The sequence below is a fragment of the Pseudomonas proteolytica genome, from assembly GCF_007858275.1.
GTDB classification, from domain to species: Bacteria; Pseudomonadota; Gammaproteobacteria; order Pseudomonadales; family Pseudomonadaceae; genus Aquipseudomonas; species Aquipseudomonas proteolytica.
The window spans coordinates 106,204-127,969 of the sequence record NZ_VFEV01000006.1; the positions used below are offsets into that span (position 1 = coordinate 106,204).

Below are 21,766 nucleotides of genomic sequence, written 5' to 3' on the forward strand. Positions count from 1 at the left end.
AGTGCATTTGGGGAATGGGGTTTATGCAGTCGGCGCATGGGTGTGACGACTGGTGCCGTCGCTGGCAAGCCGGTTCCTACAGGTTGATCGCATTCCACTGTGGGAGCTGGCTTGCCTGCGATAGCGGTCCCTCAGACCGCAACATTCTCCAGCGAACACACCTCGTCATCCTGCTCATCCACCTGCTTGATCTGCTCGATCATCGCCTCGGCCAACGGTGACAGCCGATACCCGGCGCGGCTGACGATGCCATAGCGGGTGTAGCGCTCCTCCAGGTCCTCGGCCAACCCCTCGATCGTCAACCGCACAAGCTCGCCCCGGGTCAGGTGCAGCGCATCGCTGTTGGCGCTGACGATACCGATGGCGTCGGAACGCAGCACCACCCCCAGCAGGCTGTAGCCGTTCTCGCACTCGACATTGGGCGTGTAGTCGGGCCGGCCGCTGAGGTCGACGATGACCTTGCGCAGGTTCGGGGGGCGGATGGTCACGGCCAGGGGATAACTCATCAACTCGGCGGCGCTGACCCTTTCGCGCTGGGCCAGCGGGTGTCCGCTGCGGCAGCAGAAATGCCATTTGCGCGGGCGCAGGCGGTGGGTGTGGTAGTCGGGGTTGGCTTCGAAGTGGCGGGTGTCGGCGACAAAAAATTCGAACTCTTCACTGAGCAGGCGCTTGCCCAGGCTTTGCCAATCATCCACTTGGAACTGCACACGAGCCTTGGGGTAGCGCCCGATAAAGCTGCCGATGGCGCGCGGGATCAGGCCGGCTGCCGGGGCCGGGCCACAACCGAAGCGCAGCTCGCCGGCTTCCAGGCCATTGAACTGGCTGATCTCGTTGGCCAACTGCTGCGCGCCACTGACCAGGCGCCGCGCATGTTCCAGCAGCACCTGGCCTTGTTTGGTCGGGGCCAAGTCCTTGCGCCCGCGATCCACCAGTTGGCAACCGGCACTGTGCTCCAGGGCCTGGATGCTGCGGCTGAAGGCCGATTGCGACAGGTTCACCGTGGTCGCGGCGGCGACAAAACTGCGCTGTTCGGCGAGGGCGATGAAGTGACGGAGCTGGCGCAGGTCGATATGCATTTTTCACATTAAAAATATCGGGGAAATGCATTGGCTATGCATTAGGTCGACTCCTTATAAAGGCTATCTCTTATGCAGTAAATGTTTGTAAAAACATAAATAAATAACTTTATGGAATATGTGGCAGTACATATTCCGCACGACCGGAGCCGCTTATGAGTGTGTCGAAGCCCGTTGTACCGTCCTCCCTCTGGCGGCTCAAACGCCTGCCCCTGGCGCTGTTGCTGGCGGGCAGTGCCGGCTGGACGCCGAGCCAGGCCGCCGAAACCGCCGCCCCGGTGCCCAAGGGCGAGAGCGCCAGCGGGCAACTGGAGACGGTCACCGTGACCGCCCGCCGCCGCACCGAAAGCGCCCAGGAAGTGCCCACGCCGATGAGCGTGATCGGCGGCCAGGCCCTGGAGAGCCAGCGGGTCTATCGGATCCAGGACTTGCAGCAACTGGTGCCCAGCGTCAACGTCGCCTACATGCATGCGCGCCAGTCCAGTGTGTCGATCCGCGGGCTGGGCAATAACCCGGCCAGCGATGGCCTGGAAGGCAGTGTCGGGTTGTACATCGACAACGTGTACCTCGGGCGCCCGGGCATGGCGGTATTCGACCTGATGGATATCGAGCAGCTTGAAGTCTTGCGCGGCCCGCAAGGCACCCTGTTCGGCAAGAACACCACGGCCGGGGTGATCAATATCAGCACCCGCGCGCCGAGTTTTACTCCGGAGCGCAGCATCGAGACGTCGGTGGGCGAAGACGGCTATTTCCAGACCAAGGGCACGATTTCCGGGCCGCTCAACGATGAATTGGCCGGGCGCTTTTCCGCCTATCGCACCCGCAGCGATGGCGATATCAAGAACGAATACAACGGACACGACCTCAACGGCGGTTCACGCCAGGGCTTTCGTGGGCAACTGCTGTACAAGCCCAACGAGGCCTTCAACCTGCGCTGGATCGGCGACTACAACGAAGAGGCCTCCAGCGCCGGCACCCGCGTGTTGTACAGCACCGGGCCGACCATCAATGGCACCAACCTCTACCAGTCGCGGGCGGATGCAGCCGGGGCGACCCTGGTCAACGGCGCGGACCGCAAGGTCAACCTGGACAACGACCAGCGTGTCACGGTGTTCCAGGGCGGTACCTCGCTGGAGGCCAATTGGACCCTGCCCAGCGACTTCACCTTGACGTCGGTCAGCGCCTATCGTTGGTGGAATTTCACCCCGCGCAACGACGATGGTCTCAACGTGCCGGCGTCCTACAACGCTGGCGTGTCGGTGGAAGACAAACAGTGGTCCCAGGAATTTCGCCTGGCGTCGCCGACCGGTGGGTTCTTCGATTACGTGGTGGGCGCCTACTACTTCGGTTCTGATCTGGACAACAAATCCTTCGCCTACTACGGACCCCAGGCTGATATCTGGAACGGCACGCCGACAGGGGCCTTGAGCAATGTCACCAGCATCGGCAACGGGCATATCCGCACCGACAGTTTTGCCCTGTTCGCCCAAGGCACCTGGCACCTGACCGAACGCCTGGATTTCACTGCCGGCCTGCGCGGCACCTATGAAGAAAAAAGCGCCTGGGTCAGCCGCAATGCACCCGTGGGGGGCGCAGCCGTAAGTGGCGCGGCGGCCACTGCGCGCAATGGGCGCACGGGCGCGTATGACTCCGGCGACCTCAACCAATACAGCACCAGCCCGTCCGGTTTGCTGAACCTCAGTTATCGCTTTAGCGATGACGTGCTGGGCTATGCGACCTTGTCCCATGGCGAGAAATCCGGTGGGGTCAACCTGGCGGTAGGCTCGGCCCCGACCGCTGGTGCGGACTCACTGTTGATCGGCACCGAGCGCGCCAACAACGCCGAGCTGGGCTTTAAAAGCACCCTGTGGGACCGTCGCCTGCAACTCAACGCCAACCTGTTCTGGACCCAGGTCAATGGCTACCAGACCAATGCCTACGACTACGGCAACCGCGTGCAGTACCTGACCAATGCCGGCTCCGTACGCTCCCGTGGCGTGGAATTGGAAAGCACCCTGGTGCCGATCCGCGGCCTGACGCTGAACCTTAACGGCTCGTTCAACGATGTGCGTTACCTGTCGTACAAAGATGCGCCATGCCCACCGGAAGTCAGCCTGCGCCCTGGTGCACCGGCCTCGTGCGACCTCAGCGGGCATCAGGTGGTGGGTGCCTCGAAGTGGATTGCCAACGCCAACGGCGAATACAAATGGAACCTGGATAACGGCTTCGAACCCTACGTTACCGCCAGCTATGCCTATCGTTCGAAGGCGGTGGGCACAGTCGAGGATTCGGACTATGGGCAGATTCCCGGTTATGGGCTGGTCAACCTGTCCACCGGCCTGCGTGGCGATTTCCAGCAGGGTCAATGGGATGTGTCGTTATGGCTGAAAAACGCCTTCGACAAAACCTACTACACCACCCTGTGGACAGGCGGCAACGGTGGCTATGAAGGGCTACTGGGCACCCCGCGCACCCTGGGCGTGACCGGCCGCTACGATTTTTGAGTGCATACCTGTAGGAGCGAGCTTGCTCGCGAAGAACGCCCAGACGACGCGGTTAACCTGGTTTTGCGCGTTATCGTTGACGTTTTTCGCGAGCAAGCTCGCTCCTACACAATCAGCAAGCGGCGGTGCTGCGGTAAGTGGCTGGGCTGAATACCCGGGTGACCACCAGCATCGCGATCACTGTCACGGTCAACACCGCCCAGGCGCTGACAAAACTGCCGGTGAGTTCGCGCAACCAGCCGGTCATCCACGGCGACACGGCATTGATCAAGAAGCCCACGCCCTGCACGAATGCCGCCAGTTGCCCGGCTTCCCGTGGGTCACGGCGGTGGTCCAGGGTCAGCAGCAGGCTCAGGGCAAAGCACGCCCCCAGGCCGAAGCCGATCAGCGCCACCCACAGGTGTGGGTATTGCAGCGGTGCCCACAGCAGGCCGAGATAACCCACGGTCTGGGCCAGCAGGCTGATGGTCAGCAAGGGCCGGCGGTCGATACCGCGTTGCGCCAGCGCCGGCATCAACAGCGCGGCAATCACCTGGAAAATCGTCATGAACGCCAGCAACGAGCCGCTGGGCAGCACGCCCCAACCCAGTTGCTGGTAGTACGCCGGCAGCCACGCCACCATGCTCATATACCCGCAGTTCACCAGGCCGAAATACAGTGCCAGTAACCAGGCGCGGCGGTTGCGCAGGCCCTGGAGCGGCGGCGTCACCTGCAGGTTTTTCGCCGCGCCCAATGGCAGCCACGCCCACAGCAGCAACGCGCCAAGCGCCGGCAGCAGCCAGATGCCCAGGCCGGCCTGCCAATTCTGGAAATGGCTGGCCACCAGCGGGCTGAGCAGCGCCGCCAAGCCACCGCCACCCATCAACGAGGCTGAATACACTCCCATCGCCAGGGGCACCCGTTGGTGGAACTGGCGCTTGATCATCGCCGGCACCAGCGCCTGGATCAGCGCCACACCGGCCCCGCCCAGCAACGCCGTGGCCAGCAGTGCCGGTGCCTGGCCCAGTAGCCAGCGCGCCAGGCATGCGAGCAGGATCATCATCAGGCCCAGGGCGATCCCGCGTCGTTCGCCCAACTGCGCCTCGACGCGGATGCCCACCAGCGCCACCAACCCCATGCACACCACCGGCAGGCTGGTGAGCAAGGCACTGCTCTGGAAACTCAGGCCGGTTGCCAGGCGGATCTCCCCGAGCAACGGGCTGATGGAGCTGAGGATCGGCCGCAGGTTAAGGCCCAGCACCACCAGCAGGCCCCAGCCGGCGAGGGATTTATTCAGGGTCATGCAGGGTCTTCCATTGACGGTAAAGGGCGTGCATGGCCGGCATCGGCAGGTGCTCGACGGGCAGTTGCTGGGCGGTCAGCGGCAGGCTCATCTGCTGGTAAACCGCGGCAGTCGACAGCCCGAACGGCGCGGCCATTTCATTGCTCGCGGCAAACACCACGCGGGCCACGCCACACAAGTACATGGCACCCAGGCACATCGGGCACGGCTGGCCGCTGGCGTAGATCACACAGCCTTCAAGGCGTGGGCCGAGCTGTTGGCTGGCGCGGCGAATGGCGAGCATTTCGGCATGGGCGGTGGGGTCCTGGTCGAGGTGGATCTGGTTGACCGCCTCCACCAGCACAGCACCGTCCTTTACCAGCACGGCGCCAAACGGCCGCCCACCCCGGGCCACGTTGTCCTGCGCCAGGGCAACGGCACGTTGCAGCCAGGCTTGATCGTGTTGTGGGCTCATTGGGCACCTGCTTCTTGCAGCAGTTTGGCGATGGCGACCTGGCCGCGCTTTTGCGCCTGTTGCAGGGGGCTGATGCCGTCGCGGTCGGGCAGGTTCACATTGGCACCGGCGCCGATCAGCATGGCGACGATTTGCTGATGGGCGAGGCCGCCGTCCGAGAGCACGATGGCTTCCATGAGCCCGGTCCAGCCCAGGCGGTTGACGTGGTTGACGTCGACGCCGGCGTCGATCAGCAGGCGCACCGTTTCCACGTGGCCGCGCTCGCACGCCGGGATCAGGGCGGTGCCGCCGTAGCGATTGGTGCTCTTGAGGTCGGCGCCATGGGCCAGGGTCATGGCCAGGATTTGATTGTGGCCGCTGGCGCCGGCCAGCAGGTAAGGGCTGTCTTGCATCAGGTTCTTGCGGTTCACATCGGCCCCGGCCTCGATCAGGGCGCGGGCGATATCGACGCGATTGGCCTGGGTGGCCAGCAACAGCGGCGTGCTGCCATCGATGGCGCGGGTATCCAGATCGGCACCCTTGGCCAGCAGTTGCTCGACCTGCGCCAATTGCCCGGCACGCACGGCGTCGAGCAAACCTTTATCGGCGGCCATGCTGTTACTTGCCACCATCAACCCCAATGCCAGGACGGCGGTTTTGAAAGGAGTAGGCCATGCCATGGGAACCTCGTTTCAGTGCAATGAACGGGAAGTATGGCCACCGCCTGAGGTATTCTGAAATTAAATATAACCATGCCAACCAGTGGCAAACACGATGGTGGTGTTCATGTTCGATCCCGTGCTGTTGCGCAGTTTTATCGCCGTCGTCGACTGCGCCAATTTCACCCGCGCCGCCGAACGCCTGCACCTCACCCAATCCACCGTCAGCCAGCAATTGCGCCGCCTGGAAGACAGCGTCGGCTGCCGCTTGCTTGACCGCGATCAGCGCCGGGTGGTGGCGACGGTCGAGGGTGAGCGCCTGCTGGCCTATGCGCGGCGCATCCTGGCGCTGAACGAAGAAGCCGCCGATGTGCTGATCAACCAGCAGAGCGATGGCGTGCTACGCCTGGGCGTGCCCGAGGACTTCGCCGCCGAGCGCTTGATGCCGCTGCTTTCGGCGTTTGTCGTGGCCTATCCACGGGTGCGCCTGGAGGTCACCAGCGGCTTGGGGCCGGCGCTGCTGCGCCAGTATCGCGGCGGCGAATTCGATGTGTTGCTGGTCAAGCAGATGGGCGACAGCGATGACTGCCTGGCCTCCTGGCCGGAGCCTTTGTGCTGGGTCGACAGCCGCCGCATGCCGGCGCTGGGCCGTGACCCATTGCCCCTGGTGGCGTTCCCGGTGGGCGGCCTGTACCGCAATGAAATGCTCCAGCACCTGGAGGTGGGTGGCTGGCGCTGGCGCATTGGCTATTCCAGCGCGAGCCTGGCCAGTGTGTGTTCTGCGGTGGCGGCGGGGTTGGGTATCAGCCTGTTGCCGGAGCGGGTGGTGCAGACCGGGCACGTGGTGCTCGGCGCCGACAGTGGTTTACCTGCGGTGCAGGGCGTGCGACTGGCGCTGTATGGGCGCAGTGGGATGGGGGCGGCGGGCCAGAGCCTGCAGCATCAATTATGGGATTTATGCGAGGCCAACCCGCGCTGAGCCATGCCTTTGAGGAATATTTTGCATGCCGGCAAAGCATCATGATTTTGCCCCTCGCCGCCAGGCCGCGTGGGGCGTGGCTTTGCTGGATTGGCTGAGTTTTCATATTCCTGTTCGGTCTATGTATAACTTTAAAGATTACTTTAAGAGATAAGCGTCTGCCCCCGATGATTCAGCTCTCGACGGTCGCCCCGCAGGCCCGTCGGTTTTTTCGCTGAAGACAGCAGGGAGTGAATCAATGGGCAATGTCCAGACCGCCGCCAGTGCACATGAGGCGCTGTGGCGCCAGGCACCGAGTGGTGAGTTGGTCGACCTTGGCCGGCCGCACCGCGCGCCCTTGGGGCAGTTGCGGTTGCAGAAAACCCCCAAGGGGATCTTGAGCCGCCGTGAAGGCATTTTATTGGGCCTGTTGGCACTGGCGCTGCATGGCGCGGTGATCTATTGGGTCAGCCAGAAACCGGTGCCGGTGCTGCCGATTGTGCCGCCGGAAATTCCACCAATGACCATCGAGTTTTCCCAGCCGGCGCCACCGGTGGTGGAACCTCCGCCGCCTGTACCGCCGCCGCCACCGCCTCCGGTCGTGGAACCACCGCCGCCTGTGGTGGATGAGTTGGCGGCCAAGCCGGCGCCACCCAAGCCGATCCCCAAGCCCAAGCCCAAACCGGTGCCCAAACCCGAACCCAAGCCTGCGCCAAAAGCCGTCGAACAACCGCCCGCGCCACCCCAGCCGGCACCACCGGCGCCCAGGCCAGCCCCGCCTGCGCCGGCACCGGTAACACCTGCTTCGGCCAACGCCGCGTACCTGAAGAACCCGGCGCCCGAGTACCCATCACTGGCCCAGCGCCGTGGCTGGGAAGGCACTGTGTTGTTGCGGGTGCATGTATTGGCCAGCGGCAAACCCGGTGAAATCCAGGTGCAGAAGAGCAGCGGTCGCCAGCAACTCGACGACGCCGCACTCAGCGCCGTGAAGCGCTGGAGCTTCGTGCCCGCCAAGCAGGGCGACGTGGCACAGGATGGCTGGGTCAGCGTGCCCATCGATTTCAAGATTCATTGAGCCTTTGCTCGACACCCTATCGCTTACACCGAGGTACACATCATGACGTTACTGGCATCTCCACTTGAATCCATCGAAAGCGCGGTGATCTGGCTGCTGGTGGTTTTTTCCGTCGCCACCTGGGGCCTGGCTCTGCTCAAGGGCGCGCAGTTCGCCCGCCTCAAGGCTCAGGATCGCAAGTTCCACAAACAGTTCTGGGCGGCGTCGAGCCTGGATTCGGCCGCCGAGCTGAGCGAAACCCATCCCGGCGCCGCCGCCCGTGTGGCCCAGGCTGGCTACGCCGCGATCCAGGTGGGGGATGCGCCGCACGCCGCTGACCTGAGCCAGGCGATCAACCATCAGGACCGCCTCGAACGTGCCCTGCGCCAGCAGATCGTGCGTGAACGGCGCTCCCTGGAAACCGGCCTGGCCGTGGTCGCGAGTATCGGCAGCACCTCGCCCTTTATCGGCCTGTTCGGCACCGTGTGGGGGATCATGGAAGCGTTGAAAGGGATCAGCGCTGCCGGTTCTGCCAGCCTGGAAACCGTGGCCGGCCCGATCGGCGCGGCGCTGGTCGCGACCGGTGTGGGGATCGCCGTCGCCGTGCCGGCGGTGCTGGTCTACAACTACTTCCTGCGTCGCCTGAAGCTCACGGCTGCCGACCTGGACGACTTCGCCCATGACTTCTACAGCCTGGCGCAGAAAAATTCGTTCCGCGTGCTGGTCCACCCGGCGCTGCATAAAAACGCCGCCCAGGGCAGCGCGCAAAAAGTGAAGGAGGCGTCCTGATATGGCCTTCTCTACCCAAGACAGCGACGAGGTACTCAGTGAGATCAACGTCACGCCCCTGGTGGACGTGATGCTGGTACTGCTGGTGGTGTTTATCGTCACCGCCCCGCTGTTGACCAACGCGATTCCGATCAACCTGCCCAAGACCGAGGCCGTGGCCCCGGTGGAGCAGAAAGACCCGCTGGTGGTGAGCATCGACGGTGCCGGCAAGGTGTTTATCAACAAGGATGAAATCCAGCCGGACCTGCTGGAGTTCAACCTGCAGGCCGCCAAGGCGAAGGACCCTGAGGTACGGGTGCAACTGCAGGCTGACGATGGTGTGAATTATGGCGAAGTGGCTCGGGCCATGGCGTCGATTGAGCGGGCGGGGATTACCAAGCTGTCGGTGATTACTGCGCGTTAGTGTCAAAAGCCTCGACAATTTTTTGGCCGTCTCCTTGGCAGGGTGCGGCCTTTTTTTTGCCTGTGGCGAGCGGGCTTGTCGGTTGGATACACCACAAAATAAATGTGGGAGCTGGCTTGCCTGCGATGACGGTGTGTCAGCTGCCCGTGCATTGCCTGAACCACCGCCATCGCGGGCAAGCCCGCTCCCACATTATTTGATTGATGGGACTGTGTTTTTGGTTATTAACAAATAGCTTCTTATTCCTTAACGAATATATGCCCCGTCCCTATACTGGTCAGCAACGTTAAACGCTGCAGGAGGGCACACCCATGCACAGCGAGTTGATCCGTTACCTGATCGTGCCGGGCTGGCAAGGATCGCCAGAAGATCATTGGCAAACCCATTGGCAGAACAGCCTGCCCAACAGCGCTCGCGTGGAGCAGGCCGACTGGCTGACCCCGCGCCGTGAAGACTGGGTGGCGGCCTTGGCCGAAGCCATTGCGGCCGACAGCACTCCGGTGATCCTTATCGCCCATAGCCTGGGTTGCATCACCGTGGCGCACTGGGCGGCCAGCGCGCCGTTGCAGTTCTTGCGTCAGGTGCGCGGTGCGTTGCTGGTGGCCCCGGCGGATGTCGAGCGCCCGGCGTGTGCGCCTGCCTTGCGCAACTTTGCACCGATCCCCCGCGACCTGTTGCCGTTCCCCAGCCAGATCGTCAGCTCCGACAACGACAGTGCAGTCAGCGCCCCTCGGGCCCTGGAACTGGCACGTAACTGGGGGGCGGAAGCCGGGATTCTCGCAGGCGCCGGGCATATCAACGTGAAGTCCGGCCACCAGCGCTGGGAGCAGGGTTTCGCCTACCTCTATCGTCTGCAAAACCGTCTGGAGCATCACTCCCGGCGCCGCGCCTAATATTTTTTCAACGCCCCGTCCCTATGAGTGGAATTGGGGCGGGAGCCTGCCATGAGCCTGCATGAAACCTTTGGCCAGCCATTGCTGACCTTCCCCGACGCTGAAAAAAGCCCCCTGAGCATTCGCGCCAAGGCGCTGGTGTTTGTCGACCCTCGTTCAAGGCAACTGCGCGAAGACCTCGAAAGCCTGGCCCCGCGTGCCTTGCCGGTGTTGATTCGTGGTGAAACCGGTAGCGGCAAGGAATTGCTGGCGCGCCATATCCATCGCGGCAGTGACCGCAGCGGCCTGTTTGTTTCGGTCAACTGCGGTGCGATCAGCCCTACTTATGCCGATGCCGAATTGTTCGGCTATGCCGCCGGCAGCCACAGCGGCGCGGCCAGCAGCCGGGCTGGCTGGTTCGGCTCGGCCAACGGCGGCACCTTGTACCTCGATGAGATCGGCGACCTGCCGTTGCCGATCCAGGTCAAGCTGCTCGCCGCCCTGGAAAACCACGAAGTCACCCGTGTCGGCGCCCATCAGCCGAGCCCGGTGGACGTGCGCCTGGTCGCCGCTACCAGCATCGACCTGGCCCAGGCGGTGGCCGTGGGTAAGTTCCATGAGCGCCTGTTCCATTACCTCAGCGAAGGCCAACTGGAACTGCCGGCCCTGCGCGAGCGGGTGGGTGACATCCTGTCGTTGGCCGAGTACTTCCTGGGTATCTACAGCCAGCGGCTGGACCTGCCGGTGCCATTGATCAGCGAGGACGCGCAGCGGGTGCTGGAGCAGCACAGTTGGCCGGGCAATACCCGCGAGCTGGAGAACGTGATCCACTTTGCGCTGCTGGTCAGCAGCGGCGATGAGATCTTGCCGGAGCATTTGAACCTGCCGGTGGTGTCGGTGGCGCAGATTGAGCATCAGGTGCGACAGATCCTGAGCAATGGCAGCGAAATCGAGCGTGCAGCGTTGACGCGTCTGTTTGGGGGGTTGGGCTCTGTATGAGCAAAATGGAATATCAAAGTGAATAAAAGGTATTGTTCGGGAATAAAAAATATCGGTATTGTCCATCCCACGCCGCGATAGCACATCGCTGGCACCCCCATAAGAAGTGGTCGTCACCGACGCCCCGGATTTTCGATTAAGGACACTGCATGAAAAAGGTTCTGTTGTTCACCGCCCTGGCGGCTGCCCTGACTGCCGGTATCGCTCAAGCCAACGAAAAGCTGGTGGTCGCGGCCACTCCAGTGCCCCACGCCGAGATCCTTGAGCTGATCAAGCCGACCCTGGCCAAAGAAGGCGTGGACCTGGAAATCAAGGTCTTCACCGACTACGTGCAACCGAACGTGCAAGTGGCCGAGAAGCGCCTGGATGCCAACTACTTCCAGACCCTGCCGTACCTGGAAAACTTCAACAAGGGTAAAGGCACCAACCTGGTCACCGTCGTTGGCGTGCACGTTGAACCGTTTGGCGGCTACTCGAAAAAGATCAAGAAAATCGAAGACCTGAAAGATGGCGCCACTGTTGCCATTCCCAACGAAGGCTCCAATAGCGGCCGCGCGCTGTTGCTGCTGCAGAAGGCCGGTGTGATCACTCTCAAAGACCCGACCAATGCCCTGGCCACGCCAAAAGACATCGCCAGCAACCCGAAGAACCTGAAGTTCAAGGAACTGGAATCGGCCCTGCTGCCCCGCGTCCTCGACCAGGTTGACCTGGACTTGATCAACACTAACTACGCCCTGGAAGCCGGCCTGAACCCGGCCAAGGATGCGCTGATCATTGAATCGTCCGATTCGCCGTACGTGAACTTCCTGGTGGCCCGTCCAGACAACAAGGACAGCGTCGCGATCCAGAAACTGTCCAAGGCCCTGACCAGCCCGGAAGTCAAAGCCTTCATCGAGAAGAAATACAGCGGCGCGGTGGTGCCAGCGTTCTGATTGCCCAAACCCCCTTCAAGGTTTGAACGCCGACGGCTGATACAGCGTCGGCGTTTTTTATTGGGCAATGATGGGCAAAATTGTGGGAGCTGGGCTTGCCCGCGATGCAGGCACCTCGGTGTGTCAGTGACACAGAGGTGATGCTATCGCGGGCAAGCCCGGCTCCCACACAAGCCCGCTCCCACATTGGGTTGGTGTCATGCCTGTTAATCCCGGCTATTGATCGCCCGGCGCAACGCCACCAACCACTTCACCAAGTCCTGCGGGTCGATCGGTTTGGTTTCGCTCATCTGTCATTCCCTCGCTGGTTAAATGGCCCTCAGTCTGGCCACGCGCTGCCCATCCCTGTCGTTCAGCGCTGAAAAAAAGACCCTTCCTACACGCCCAAGAACCTTAGCTGTCACCTGCCAACCCGGCGAATCCACCGGTTAGCTTTTTGGGTGATATCAATATGCTATTTCGGTATTTAAATTTTGGTTTTTATACCTTTAAAGTCAGCGCTTCCCGGCGTTACCCACGCTGGACCGGACTGCGTTTACGCCGCATTACCCCTGCGGCGCCCAGGACTTGAAATGACTTTCGACTACGCGTTTATCCTCAGCACCCTGCCGGCGTTTCTCAAGGCCGTTGGGGTGACTCTGCAAGTGGGCTTGATCGCCATCGGCACCTCGCTGCTGGTGGCGCTGATCAACTCAGCCTTGCTGGTGTTCCGCACGCCCTACCTGTCGCGCCTGGTGGCGTTGTATGTGGAGCTGGCGCGTAACACGCCGCTGCTGATCCAGCTGTTCTTCGTGTACTTCGCCTTGCCGGCCCTGGGTTTCAATATCTCCGGGTTCTGGGCGGCGATTATCACCATGACCTTTTTGGGCGGTGCCTACCTCACCGAAGTGCTGCGCGCCGGTGTGGAGGCGGTGCCACTGGCGCAGATCGAGTCGGGCAAGTCCATCGGCCTGTCCGACTGGCAACTGCTGCGCCATGTGATCCTGCCCCAGGCCGGGATCCTCAGCCTGCCGGCGTTGTTCGCCAATTTCATTTTCCTGCTCAAGGAGACCACTGTGGTCTCGGCGGTGGCGGTGCCGGAGATTCTCTACACCACCAAAAGCTACATCGCCCTCTACTACAAGACTTACGAGATGCTCGCCGTGCTCACGCTGATCTGCGTGTTGTTGTTCTTGCCGCTGTCGCTGCTGCTCAGCCGCCTGGAAAGGAGGCTCCAGCATGGCCAGTTCGGGTCTTGAGTTGTTGTGGGTGTCGTTGCCGCAACTGGGCAAGGGCGCTGCGCAAACCCTGTCGATTTCGTTTTTGAGCATCGCCTTCAGCACCCTTGGCGGGGTGGCATATGGGGTGCTGCGCACGTTGAATGTGCGTGCGATCAACCTGCTGCTGCGCATTTACCTGGAGTTGTTCCGCGCGATTCCGGTGCTGGTGTGGCTGTATCTGCTGTTCTTTGGCCTGCCGATTTTTACCGGCCTGAGCATCCCCAGTTTCTGGTGTGCAGTGCTGGTGCTGTCGCTGTGGGGCGCCAGTGAAGTGGGCGAAGTGGTGCGCGGCGCGTTGCATTCGCTGCCACGTGGGCAGCGGGAGGCGGGGCTGTCGATTGGTTTGTCGGCGCCGCAACTCTACGGCTATGTGCTGTTGCCCCAGGCGCTCAAACGCATGACGCCGCCGACCATCAACGTCTACACGCGGATCATCAAGACCAGCTCCCTGGCGGTGCTGATCGGCGTGGTGGATGTGATCAAGGTCGGACAGCAAATCATCGAGCGCACTTATGAGTCGGTATTGATCTACGGCGCGCTGTTCCTGTTTTTCTTCTTTATCTGCTACCCGTTGTCGGCCGCCTCCAAGGTGCTGGAACGGCGCTGGGCCCAAGCATGAGCGCATTGATCGAGTTCCAGGGTTTCAATAAATTCTTCGGCGAACAGCAGGTGCTCAACGGCATCGACCTGAGTGTGCAAAGCGGCGAAGTAGTGGTAATCCTCGGCCCCAGCGGCTGCGGCAAAAGCACTTTGCTGCGGTGCCTGAACGGCCTGGAAGTGGCCCACAGCGGCAGCCTGCGGCTGGCCGGCAAAGAGCTGCTGGATAAACACACCGACTGGCGCCAGGTGCGCCAGGACGTGGGCATGGTGTTCCAGAGTTATCACCTGTTCCCCCATATGAGCGTGCTCGACAACATCCTGCTGGGCCCGCTGAAAGTGCAAAAACGCGAACCCCGCGAAGCCCGTGAGCAGGCGGAAAAACTGCTGGAGCGGGTGAGGCTCGCCGACAAGCGCGATGCGTTCCCGCGCCAGTTGTCCGGTGGTCAGCAGCAACGCATCGCCATCGTCCGCTCGTTGTGCATGAACCCCCAGGTCATGCTGTTTGATGAGGTCACCGCCGCCCTTGACCCGGAAATGGTCAAGGAAGTGCTGGAGGTGATCCAGGACCTGGCGCGCGATGGCATGACCCTGCTGATCGTCACCCATGAAATGGCCTTCGCCCGCGCCGTCGCCGACCGCGTGGTGTTTATGGAGGCCGGCCGCATCCTCGAACACAACACCCCCGAGGCCTTCTTTACGAACCCGCAGACCGCACGCGCGCAGCAGTTCCTCGAGAAATTCTCGTTTGTTTCAACACTGCCCAAGAAAATCAAGGAACTGGAGCTGTCATGAAAACTGCCAAGTTGTTACTGCCGCTGCTCGGCCTCGCCTTACTGGCCGGCTGCAACAAAACCGAAGAACCGGCCAAACCCGCCGCTGCCGCGCCGGCGGCGGTGAGCTATATCGACAAGATCAAGGCTCGCGACAAGCTGATCGTCGGCGTATTTACCGATAAGCCGCCGTTTGGCTTTGTCGATGAAGCCGGGCGCTACGTGGGTTTTGATACCGACATCGGCCGCCAGTTTGCCAAGGACCTGCTGGGCGACGAAAACAAGGTCGAGTTCGTGGCCGTGGAGCCGGCCAGCCGCATCCCGTTCCTGCAGAGCGACAAGGTCGACTTGATCCTGGCCAACATGACCGTGACCCCCGAGCGCAAGGAAGCGGTGGAATTCACCAACCCCAACCTGAAAGTCGCGGTCCAGGCCCTGGTGCCTAACGACAGCGTGGTCAAAAGCCTCGACGACCTGGCGACCCGTACCACCATCGTCACCACCGGCACCACCGCCGATATCTGGCTGACCAAGAACCACCCGGATTGGAAACTGCTCAAGTTCGAGAAAAACTCCGAGTCGCTGCAAGCCCTGTCGGCTGGGCGTGGCGATGCCTATGCGCAAGACAACCTGGTGCTGTTCAGCTGGGCCAAGCAGAACCCGGGCTACCGTGTGCTTGAAGAGAAGCTGGGTGATGAAGCGCCGATTGCGCCGGCGGTGAAGAAGGGCAATATCGAACTGCGCGACTGGGTGAATGCCGAGTTGGCGAAGTTGGGTGAAGAGAAGTTCTTGCTCAAGCTGTATGACCAGTACGTGCGTAAAGAACTGAGCGATGACACCAAGCCTGAGAGTGTGATTGTTGAAGGGGGTAAGTGGCAGGGTTGATCTTGTATTGAATATCTACACATTTTAAAACCAGGCAGATAGGGCTGTTGTGGCGAGCGGGCTCGCCCCGCGCTGGGCTGCGAAGCGGCCCCAGTGAGCCGAATGCGGTGTATCAGATACACCGCAGGGGCTGGTTTTTGGGCTGCTTCGCAGCCCAGCGCGGGGCGAGCCCGCTCGCCACAGGGGATTTCGTCAATGTCTGAAAGCCTGTGCTGCCTGCGTAGGCACCGCCTGACTCGGCCAGTGCCAGGCCGGCTCATCCAGCACAATCGAACCTCCCCAGCACTTTGGCGCAATGCCATGATCAATGGGTAATCAGGTACGTTTGTGATTCACCCATCTCGCCATTTCCCTGGCCGATTCGGATCATATAGTGGATTGCCGATGTACCCAGGTGCTCTTAAGCAGTTCAGACCTGGGAATGCGCGCATGAATGGTCTTTGGCGGTTTGTTGTTGAATTCCTCATCCACTACTACCTTGCCATTGATGTAGATCTGAAGGCGGTCTTTGCTTGTCCCTATATCGGTAGGCTCAATGCTGGCGTTTGCCCCGTCGCTGGGGACGTCTTTTAACGATCATTCATATTGATGGGACGGTGCCGACACGGGCTTGGCTTCGGCAATTACTAGCGGTGGGAGCTTTGTTGGCCTTGGGTTGCTCATAGCGTCTACCTCGACGTTGGTCATTGTGTGCTTGCACAGCAGCGCGTGCGCATGCCCGCGCAGCAAGACCGAACTCAATGACTACAAGGGGGCAAAGGGCTGTCTACTGTCAGAACTAACAGGGTAGGTCGGCGCGCAAACTATCAGGCGTCTGCGTGCAGGTAAGGAACCCTGAACTAAGCTCACAGTCGCATACACACTGGCACGTCGGTATCACGCGAAAGGAGTCTGCATGGGCGGTCCCACCTCAACAGTTATTTGTAGCGTTGCCCTGCTGGTGCTGCTGAGCGGCTGCGGCCAGGAAAAACCTGAGCCCAAGGCCCATTCCAGGGTGTTTGTGCAAACGGTGCAGCCGACCGATTTTGCAGCGGCGGTGACCCTCACCGGGGATATCCAGGCGCGGGTGCAGACCGATTTGTCATTTCGCGTGGGCGGCAAGATTATCCAGCGCATGGTCGATGTCGGCGACCGCGTGACGGCCCGGCAAGTGCTGGCCAAGCTCGATCCCAAGGATTTGCAGACCAATGTCGACTCCGCCCAGGCCCAGGTGGTGGCGGAACAGGCGCGGGTCAAACAGACGGCGGCGGCTTTTGTGCGCCAGGAAAAACTCCTGCCCAAGGGCTACACCAGCCGCAGTGAATACGATGCCGCCCAGGCTGCATTGCGCAGCAGTCAAAGCGCCCTGGCTGCCGCGCAGGCGCAGTTGGCCAATGCCCGCGAGCAGTTGGGCTATACGGCGTTGATCGCCGAAGCGCGGGGGGTGATTACCGCGCGCCAGGCCGAAGTGGGCCAGGTGGTGCAGGCCACCGTACCGATCTTCAGCCTGGCCCGCGATGGCGAGCGCGACGCGGTGTTCAACGTCTACGAGTCGCTGCTGGCCGAACCTGCGCCGGATGTACCGATCACCGTCAGCCTGTTGGATAACCCGAGCATCAAGGCCGTGGGCCGGGTGCGTGAAGTGACCCCGGCCGTTGCGGCCAACAGCGGCACCGTGCAGGTGAAGATCGCCCTGGATGCCTTGCCCACGGGCATGCAACTGGGCTCGGTGGTCAGTGCCACCGCCAACGGGCAAGCCAAGGCCAGCATCGAGCTGCCTTGGGCCGCGTTGACCAAGGATCTAAGCGAGCCCGCTGTGTGGCTGGTGGATGGCGACGGCAAGGCGCAACTGCACAAGGTCACCGTCGCCCGCTACCTGACCGGTAAGGTGATTATCGGCGATGGCCTCAAGGGCGGCGAAAACGTCGTGGTGGCCGGTGGGCAATTGCTGCATCCGGGCATGCTCGTGGAGATCGCCCAGGCGCCGGACCAGGCCCAGGGAGTGCAGCCATGAAGCGCCAGACGCTGATCCTCGCCAGTAGCCTGTTGCTGATCGCCTGTTCCAAGGAAGAACCGGCGCCGGAACCGGTGCGCCCGGTGCTTTGGGTCGAGGTAAAAGCCGAAGACCAGGAGCACCTTGGGCGCTTCGCCGGCAGTATCCAGGCGCGCTATGAAAGCAACCTGGGCTTCCGGGTGCCGGGGCGCATTGCGCGGCGTGCGGTCGATGTGGGCGCCGAAGTCGACAAGGGCGCCCTGCTGGCGGTGCTCGACCCCACTGACCAGCAGAACCAGCTGCGCGCCGCCCAGGGCGACCTGGCGCGGATCCAGGCGCAATTTATCAATGCCCAGGCCAATGCCCGTCGCCAGCAGGAGTTGTTCAACCGTGGTGTTGGCGCCCAGGCACAACTGGACGTTGCCCAGACCGACCTGAAAACCACCCAGGCCTCACTCGACCAGGCCAAGGCGGCGGTGGACCAGGCCAGGGATCAGCTCAACTACGCCGAGTTGCGCACCGACCATGGCGGCATCGTCACCGCTTGGAATGCCGAGGCCGGCCAAGTAGTGAGTGCCGGTCAGCAAGTGGTGACGCTGGCCCGTCCGGATATCAAGGAAGCGGTGATCGACCTGCCCGCCGGCCTCGCCGAGCGCCTGCCGAGCGATGTGGTGTTTCTGGTGGCCAGCCAGTTGGACCCCGGCATCAACACCACCGCCACCGTGCGCGAGATCGAGCCCCAGGCGCAGAGTGCAACCCGCACCCGGCGCGCACGCCTGACCCTGGCCCAGACGCCGCCGGCGTTCCGCTTGGGCACGGCGATCAGCGTGACCCTGAGCTCGGCCATCGCCCCGCGTATCGAGTTGCCCGCCAGCGCGGTGCAGGATGTCGAAGGCAAGGCCCGTATCTGGGTCATCGATACGCAGCAGCAGAGCGTGCAGCCCCGTGATGTAACCCTGGTCAGCCGCGATGCCAGCCGTGTCGTGCTTAACGGCGGAGTGCAGCCTGGGGAGCGTGTGGTCAGCGCCGGCGTCAACAGCCTCAAACCCGGACAAAAAGTCAAAACCGACGAGGACAGCCCGCGATGAAAGGGAGCTTCAACTTATCCGACTGGGCACTCAAGCATCAGTCCTTCGTCTGGTACCTGATGTTCGTCGCGCTGCTGATGGGCGTGTTTTCCTACATGAACCTGGGGCGCGAGGAAGATCCGTCCTTCACCATCAAGACCATGGTGATCCAGACCCGCTGGCCGGGCGCGACCCAGGAAGAAACCCTCAAGCAGGTCACCGACCGCATCGAGAAAAAGCTCGAAGAACTGGACTCGCTGGACTATGTGAAAAGCTACACCCGGCCCGGTGAGTCCACGGTTTTCGTGTTCCTCAAGGACACCACCAGCGCCAAGGCGATCCCCGAGATCTGGTACCAGGTGCGCAAGAAGATCGACGACATCCGCGGCACGTTCCCCCAGGGCTTGCAGGGGCCTTCGTTCAACGACGAGTTCGGTGACGTGTTTGGCTCGGTGTATGCCTTTACCGCCGACGGCATGTCGATGCGCCAGTTGCGCGATTACGTCGAGCAGGTGCGCGCCGAGATCCGGGCTGTGCCGGGGTTGGGCAAGGTCGAGATGATCGGCCAGCAGGACGAAGTGATTTACCTGAATTTTTCCACGCGCAAACTGGCCGCCCTGGGGATCGACCAGCGCCAGGTGGTGCAGAGCCTGCAATCGCAGAACGCGGTGACCCCGGCCGGGGTGATCGAGGCCGGGCCGGAGCGGATTTCGGTGCGTACCTCGGGGCAATTCGCCTCGGAAAAGGATCTTGCCGACGTCAATCTGCGGCTCAATGATCGTTTCTATCGGTTGGCGGATATCGCGGATATCAGCCGTGGCTATGTGGATCCGGCGCGACCGATGTTTCGTTTCAACGGTCAGCAAGCCATCGGCCTGGCCATCGCCATGCAGAAGGGCGGCAACATCCAGGAATTTGGCAAGGCGCTGCACCAGCGCATGGACGAGCTGACGGCCGACCTGCCGGTGGGCATTGGCGTGCACAAGGTATCGGACCAGGCCGAAGTGGTGGAAGAGGCGGTAGGCGGCTTCACCAGTGCGCTGTTCGAAGCGGTGATCATCGTGCTGGTGGTGAGCTTTATCAGCCTCGGCCTGCGTGCCGGGTTGGTGGTGGCATGCTCGATCCCGCTGGTGCTGGCGCTGGTGTTTGTGTTTATGGAGTACAGCGGCATCACCATGCAGCGGGTGTCACTGGGCGCGTTGATCATCGCCCTTGGTTTGCTGGTAGACGACGCGATGATCACCGTGGAAATGATGATCACCCGCCTGGAAAAAGGCGAGACCCTGGAGCAGGCTGCGACCTACGCCTACACCTCCACCGCGTTCCCGATGCTCACCGGCACCCTGGTGACGGTGGCCGGGTTTGTGCCTATTGGCCTCAACGCCAGCTCGGCCGGCGAATACACCTTCACCCTGTTTGCGGTGATTGCGGTGGCGATGCTGGTGTCGTGGGTGGTGGCCGTGTTGTTTGCGCCGGTGATTGGCGTGCATATCCTCAGCAGCAAGGTCAAACCGCACAATGAAGAGCCGGGGCGCATTGGCCGGGCCTTCAATGGCGGCATGTTGTGGGCCATGCGCAATCGCTGGTGGGCGATCGGCCTCACGGTGCTGCTGTTCGTGGCGTCGGTGTTTTCCATGCAGTTTGTGCAGAACCAGTTTTTCCCGTCGTCCGATCGTCCGGAAATCCTCGTCGACCTCAACCTGCCGCAAAATGCCTCGATCAATGAAACCCGCAAGGCGGTGGACCGGCTTGAAGCGATCATCAAGGACGACCCGGACATCGCACGCTGGAGCACCTACATCGGCCAGGGTGCGATCCGTTTCTACCTGCCCCTGGACCAGCAACTGGAGAACCCGTACTACGCGCAGTTGGTGATCGTCAGCAAAGGCCTGGAAGAGCGCGGCGCGTTGATCGAGCGCCTGCAAAAACGTTTGCGTGATGACTTCGTGGGCGTCGGCAGTTTTGTCCAACCCCTGGAAATGGGCCCGCCGGTCGGGCGCCCGATCCAGTACCGGGTATCGGGCAAGGACATCGACCAGGTGCGCAAACACGCCATCGAACTGGCGACACTACTGGATAAAAACAGCCACCTGGGCGAGATCATCTACGACTGGAACGAGCCGGGCAAAGTGCTGCGGGTCGATATCGCCCAGGACAAGGCGCGCCAGCTCGGGCTGTCGTCCGAAGATGTGGCGCAGTTGATGAACAGCGTGGTCAGCGGCTCGGCCGTGACCCAGGTGCACGACGATATCTACTTGATCAACGTGGTCGGCCGCGCCGAAGACGCCGAACGCGGTACCCCGGAAACCTTGCAGAACCTGCAGATTGTCACGCCGAGCGGTACCTCGATCCCGCTGTTGGCCTTTGCCACCGTGCGCTACGAGTTGGAACAGCCGCTGGTGTGGCGGCGCGATCGCAAGCCAACCATCACCATCAAGGCCGCCGTGCGCGACGAGATGCAGCCGACCGACCTGGTCAAGCAGCTCAAGCCTGAAATCGACAAGTTCAGCGCCGCGTTGCCGGTGGGCTACAAGGTCGCAACCGGCGGTACCGTGGAAGAAAGCGGCAAGGCCCAGGGCCCGATCGCCAGCGTGGTGCCGTTGATGCTGTTCTTGATGGCGACCTTCCTGATGATCCAGTTGCACAGCGTGCAGAAAATGTTCCTGGTGGCCAGTGTGGCCCCGCTGGGCTTGATCGGCGTGGTGCTGGCGCTGATTCCCACCGGCACGCCCATGGGCTTTGTGGCGATCCTGGGGATCCTGGCGTTGATCGGCATCATCATCCGCAACTCGGTGATCCTGGTGACCCAGATCGACGCCTATGAGCGCGATGGCTACACGCCGTGGGACGCGGTGGTGCAAGCCACCGAACACCGGCGTCGGCCGATCCTGCTGACGGCAGCCGCGGCCAGCCTGGGCATGATCCCCATCGCGCGGGAGGTGTTCTGGGGGCCGATGGCTTACGCGATGATCGGCGGCATTATCATCGCGACCTTGCTGACGTTGCTGTTTTTGCCGGCGCTGTATGTGGCCTGGTACAAAATCCGCGAGCCCAAGACCGCGCCGTAACGCAAACTGTGGCGAGGGAGCTTGTCCCCCGTTGGGCTGCGAAGCAGCCCCAAAACCTGCTATCTCGGTCTATCTGATAGACCTGGGTGAGGCTTACTGGGGCTGCTTCGCAACCCAGCGGGACAAGCCCCCTCCCCACCGGGGCAGGCAGTGGGAAAAATCTTTAAATGGGCTTTGGAAAAGT

At 62.1% G+C, this 21,766-nt stretch carries 19 protein-coding genes; 15 read left to right on the forward strand and 4 right to left on the reverse strand.

Features of this window, described 5'->3' with window-relative positions:
• Positions 1–131: 131 nt before the first annotated feature.
• Positions 132–1,076 (reverse strand): LysR family transcriptional regulator, encoded by a 945-nt coding sequence (locus FIV38_RS06390; protein ID WP_092232677.1) that lies wholly within the window; start codon positions 1,074–1,076, stop codon positions 132–134.
• Positions 1,077–1,231: 155 nt separating this feature from the next.
• Here FIV38_RS06390 and FIV38_RS06400 point away from each other — a divergent pair, with 155 nt between their 5' ends.
• Positions 1,232–3,580, forward strand: coding sequence for a TonB-dependent receptor (locus FIV38_RS06400; RefSeq protein ID WP_092232680.1), 2,349 nt, complete (start codon positions 1,232–1,234; stop codon positions 3,578–3,580).
• A gap of 112 nt (positions 3,581–3,692) precedes the next feature.
• On the opposite strand, the gene FIV38_RS06405 is transcribed toward FIV38_RS06400, so the two are convergent.
• From FIV38_RS06405 to FIV38_RS06415, 3 genes are read right to left on the reverse strand one after another with little or no spacing between them, the layout of a single operon-like run.
• A complete protein-coding gene (locus FIV38_RS06405) occupies positions 3,693–4,862 on the reverse strand; it encodes a CynX/NimT family MFS transporter (protein WP_092232683.1) in 1,170 nt (389 codons plus the stop codon).
• Positions 4,849–5,316, reverse strand: coding sequence for a nucleoside deaminase (locus tag FIV38_RS06410; protein WP_092232687.1), 468 nt, complete (start codon positions 5,314–5,316; stop codon positions 4,849–4,851). Before FIV38_RS06410 ends, FIV38_RS06405 begins: the two co-directional genes overlap by 14 nt.
• On the reverse strand, positions 5,313–5,927 hold the full coding sequence (locus FIV38_RS06415) for an ankyrin repeat domain-containing protein (RefSeq protein WP_029299514.1): 615 nt from the start codon (positions 5,925–5,927) through the stop codon (positions 5,313–5,315). The genes FIV38_RS06410 and FIV38_RS06415 overlap by 4 nt, the downstream gene beginning before the upstream one ends.
• A 154-nt stretch (positions 5,928–6,081) precedes the next feature.
• On the opposite strand from FIV38_RS06415, the gene FIV38_RS06420 reads away from it, so the two are divergent.
• From FIV38_RS06420 to FIV38_RS06490, 14 genes are all read left to right on the forward strand, one after another.
• On the forward strand, positions 6,082–6,933 hold the full coding sequence (locus tag FIV38_RS06420) for a LysR family transcriptional regulator (protein WP_092237258.1): 852 nt from the start codon (positions 6,082–6,084) through the stop codon (positions 6,931–6,933).
• Positions 6,934–7,171: 238 nt separating this feature from the next.
• Positions 7,172–7,987, forward strand: a complete 816-nt coding sequence (locus FIV38_RS06425) for an energy transducer TonB (protein WP_092232690.1) — start codon at positions 7,172–7,174, stop codon at positions 7,985–7,987.
• 42 nt (positions 7,988–8,029) lie between these two features.
• Entirely contained in the window at positions 8,030–8,755 is a 726-nt protein-coding gene (locus FIV38_RS06430; protein WP_092232693.1) for a MotA/TolQ/ExbB proton channel family protein, read from the forward strand.
• A gap of 1 nt (position 8,756) precedes the next feature.
• On the forward strand, positions 8,757–9,158 hold the full coding sequence (locus FIV38_RS06435) for an ExbD/TolR family protein (protein ID WP_029299521.1): 402 nt from the start codon (positions 8,757–8,759) through the stop codon (positions 9,156–9,158).
• Between the two features lie 311 nt (positions 9,159–9,469).
• The gene (locus FIV38_RS06440) at positions 9,470–10,051 is read left to right on the forward strand and encodes an alpha/beta hydrolase (RefSeq protein ID WP_029299524.1); all 582 of its coding nucleotides are present in this window, start codon (positions 9,470–9,472) and stop codon (positions 10,049–10,051) included.
• A 51-nt stretch (positions 10,052–10,102) separates the two neighbouring features.
• Entirely contained in the window at positions 10,103–11,029 is a 927-nt protein-coding gene (locus FIV38_RS06445) for a sigma 54-interacting transcriptional regulator (RefSeq protein ID WP_029299525.1), read from the forward strand.
• A gap of 149 nt (positions 11,030–11,178) precedes the next feature.
• Positions 11,179–11,961 carry a MetQ/NlpA family ABC transporter substrate-binding protein gene (locus FIV38_RS06450; protein WP_029299526.1) on the forward strand — a complete coding sequence of 261 codons (783 nt, stop codon included), beginning with the start codon at positions 11,179–11,181 and terminating at the stop codon, positions 11,959–11,961.
• A gap of 572 nt (positions 11,962–12,533) precedes the next feature.
• Positions 12,534–13,199 (forward strand): amino acid ABC transporter permease, encoded by a 666-nt coding sequence (locus tag FIV38_RS06460; protein ID WP_029299527.1) that lies wholly within the window; start codon positions 12,534–12,536, stop codon positions 13,197–13,199.
• Positions 13,180–13,839 (forward strand): amino acid ABC transporter permease, encoded by a 660-nt coding sequence (locus FIV38_RS06465; protein ID WP_029299529.1) that lies wholly within the window; start codon positions 13,180–13,182, stop codon positions 13,837–13,839. Before FIV38_RS06460 ends, FIV38_RS06465 begins: the two co-directional genes overlap by 20 nt.
• The gene (locus tag FIV38_RS06470; protein ID WP_092232696.1) at positions 13,836–14,612 is read left to right on the forward strand and encodes an amino acid ABC transporter ATP-binding protein; all 777 of its coding nucleotides are present in this window, start codon (positions 13,836–13,838) and stop codon (positions 14,610–14,612) included. The genes FIV38_RS06465 and FIV38_RS06470 overlap by 4 nt, the downstream gene beginning before the upstream one ends.
• Complete coding sequence (locus FIV38_RS06475; protein WP_029299533.1) at positions 14,609–15,475, forward strand: transporter substrate-binding domain-containing protein; 867 nt, start codon at positions 14,609–14,611, stop codon at positions 15,473–15,475. Before FIV38_RS06470 ends, FIV38_RS06475 begins: the two co-directional genes overlap by 4 nt.
• A gap of 895 nt (positions 15,476–16,370) precedes the next feature.
• Positions 16,371–17,468 (forward strand): efflux RND transporter periplasmic adaptor subunit, encoded by a 1,098-nt coding sequence (locus FIV38_RS06480; protein WP_092232702.1) that lies wholly within the window; start codon positions 16,371–16,373, stop codon positions 17,466–17,468.
• Positions 17,465–18,535 carry an efflux RND transporter periplasmic adaptor subunit gene (locus FIV38_RS06485; RefSeq protein WP_092232705.1) on the forward strand — a complete coding sequence of 357 codons (1,071 nt, stop codon included), beginning with the start codon at positions 17,465–17,467 and terminating at the stop codon, positions 18,533–18,535. The genes FIV38_RS06480 and FIV38_RS06485 overlap by 4 nt, the downstream gene beginning before the upstream one ends.
• Positions 18,532–21,582 (forward strand): efflux RND transporter permease subunit, encoded by a 3,051-nt coding sequence (locus tag FIV38_RS06490; RefSeq protein ID WP_029299540.1) that lies wholly within the window; start codon positions 18,532–18,534, stop codon positions 21,580–21,582. The genes FIV38_RS06485 and FIV38_RS06490 overlap by 4 nt, the downstream gene beginning before the upstream one ends.
• Positions 21,583–21,766: the final 184 nt, after the last annotated feature.

Excerpts from the sequence above, each read along its gene's own strand:
- FIV38_RS06465 (WP_029299529.1), top strand. The coding sequence starts at position 13,180 with ATGGCCAGTTCGGGTCTTGAGTTGTTGTGGGTGTCGTTGCCGCAACTG.
- FIV38_RS06425 (WP_092232690.1), top strand. The coding sequence starts at position 7,172 with ATGGGCAATGTCCAGACCGCCGCCAGTGCACATGAGGCGCTGTGGCGC.
- FIV38_RS06445 (WP_029299525.1), top strand. The coding sequence starts at position 10,103 with ATGAGCCTGCATGAAACCTTTGGCCAGCCATTGCTGACCTTCCCCGAC.
- FIV38_RS06435 (WP_029299521.1), top strand. The coding sequence starts at position 8,757 with ATGGCCTTCTCTACCCAAGACAGCGACGAGGTACTCAGTGAGATCAAC.
- FIV38_RS06405 (WP_092232683.1), bottom strand. The coding sequence starts at position 4,862 with ATGACCCTGAATAAATCCCTCGCCGGCTGGGGCCTGCTGGTGGTGCTG.
- FIV38_RS06480 (WP_092232702.1), top strand. The coding sequence starts at position 16,371 with ATGGGCGGTCCCACCTCAACAGTTATTTGTAGCGTTGCCCTGCTGGTG.
- FIV38_RS06460 (WP_029299527.1), top strand. The coding sequence starts at position 12,534 with ATGACTTTCGACTACGCGTTTATCCTCAGCACCCTGCCGGCGTTTCTC.
- FIV38_RS06430 (WP_092232693.1), top strand. The coding sequence starts at position 8,030 with ATGACGTTACTGGCATCTCCACTTGAATCCATCGAAAGCGCGGTGATC.
- FIV38_RS06440 (WP_029299524.1), top strand. The coding sequence starts at position 9,470 with ATGCACAGCGAGTTGATCCGTTACCTGATCGTGCCGGGCTGGCAAGGA.
- FIV38_RS06450 (WP_029299526.1), top strand. The coding sequence starts at position 11,179 with ATGAAAAAGGTTCTGTTGTTCACCGCCCTGGCGGCTGCCCTGACTGCC.
- FIV38_RS06410 (WP_092232687.1), bottom strand. The coding sequence starts at position 5,316 with ATGAGCCCACAACACGATCAAGCCTGGCTGCAACGTGCCGTTGCCCTG.
- FIV38_RS06400 (WP_092232680.1), top strand. The coding sequence starts at position 1,232 with ATGAGTGTGTCGAAGCCCGTTGTACCGTCCTCCCTCTGGCGGCTCAAA.
- FIV38_RS06490 (WP_029299540.1), top strand. The coding sequence starts at position 18,532 with ATGAAAGGGAGCTTCAACTTATCCGACTGGGCACTCAAGCATCAGTCC.
- FIV38_RS06470 (WP_092232696.1), top strand. The coding sequence starts at position 13,836 with ATGAGCGCATTGATCGAGTTCCAGGGTTTCAATAAATTCTTCGGCGAA.
- FIV38_RS06415 (WP_029299514.1), bottom strand. The coding sequence starts at position 5,927 with ATGGTGGCAAGTAACAGCATGGCCGCCGATAAAGGTTTGCTCGACGCC.
- FIV38_RS06390 (WP_092232677.1), bottom strand. The coding sequence starts at position 1,076 with ATGCATATCGACCTGCGCCAGCTCCGTCACTTCATCGCCCTCGCCGAA.
- FIV38_RS06420 (WP_092237258.1), top strand. The coding sequence starts at position 6,082 with ATGTTCGATCCCGTGCTGTTGCGCAGTTTTATCGCCGTCGTCGACTGC.
- FIV38_RS06485 (WP_092232705.1), top strand. The coding sequence starts at position 17,465 with ATGAAGCGCCAGACGCTGATCCTCGCCAGTAGCCTGTTGCTGATCGCC.
- FIV38_RS06475 (WP_029299533.1), top strand. The coding sequence starts at position 14,609 with ATGAAAACTGCCAAGTTGTTACTGCCGCTGCTCGGCCTCGCCTTACTG.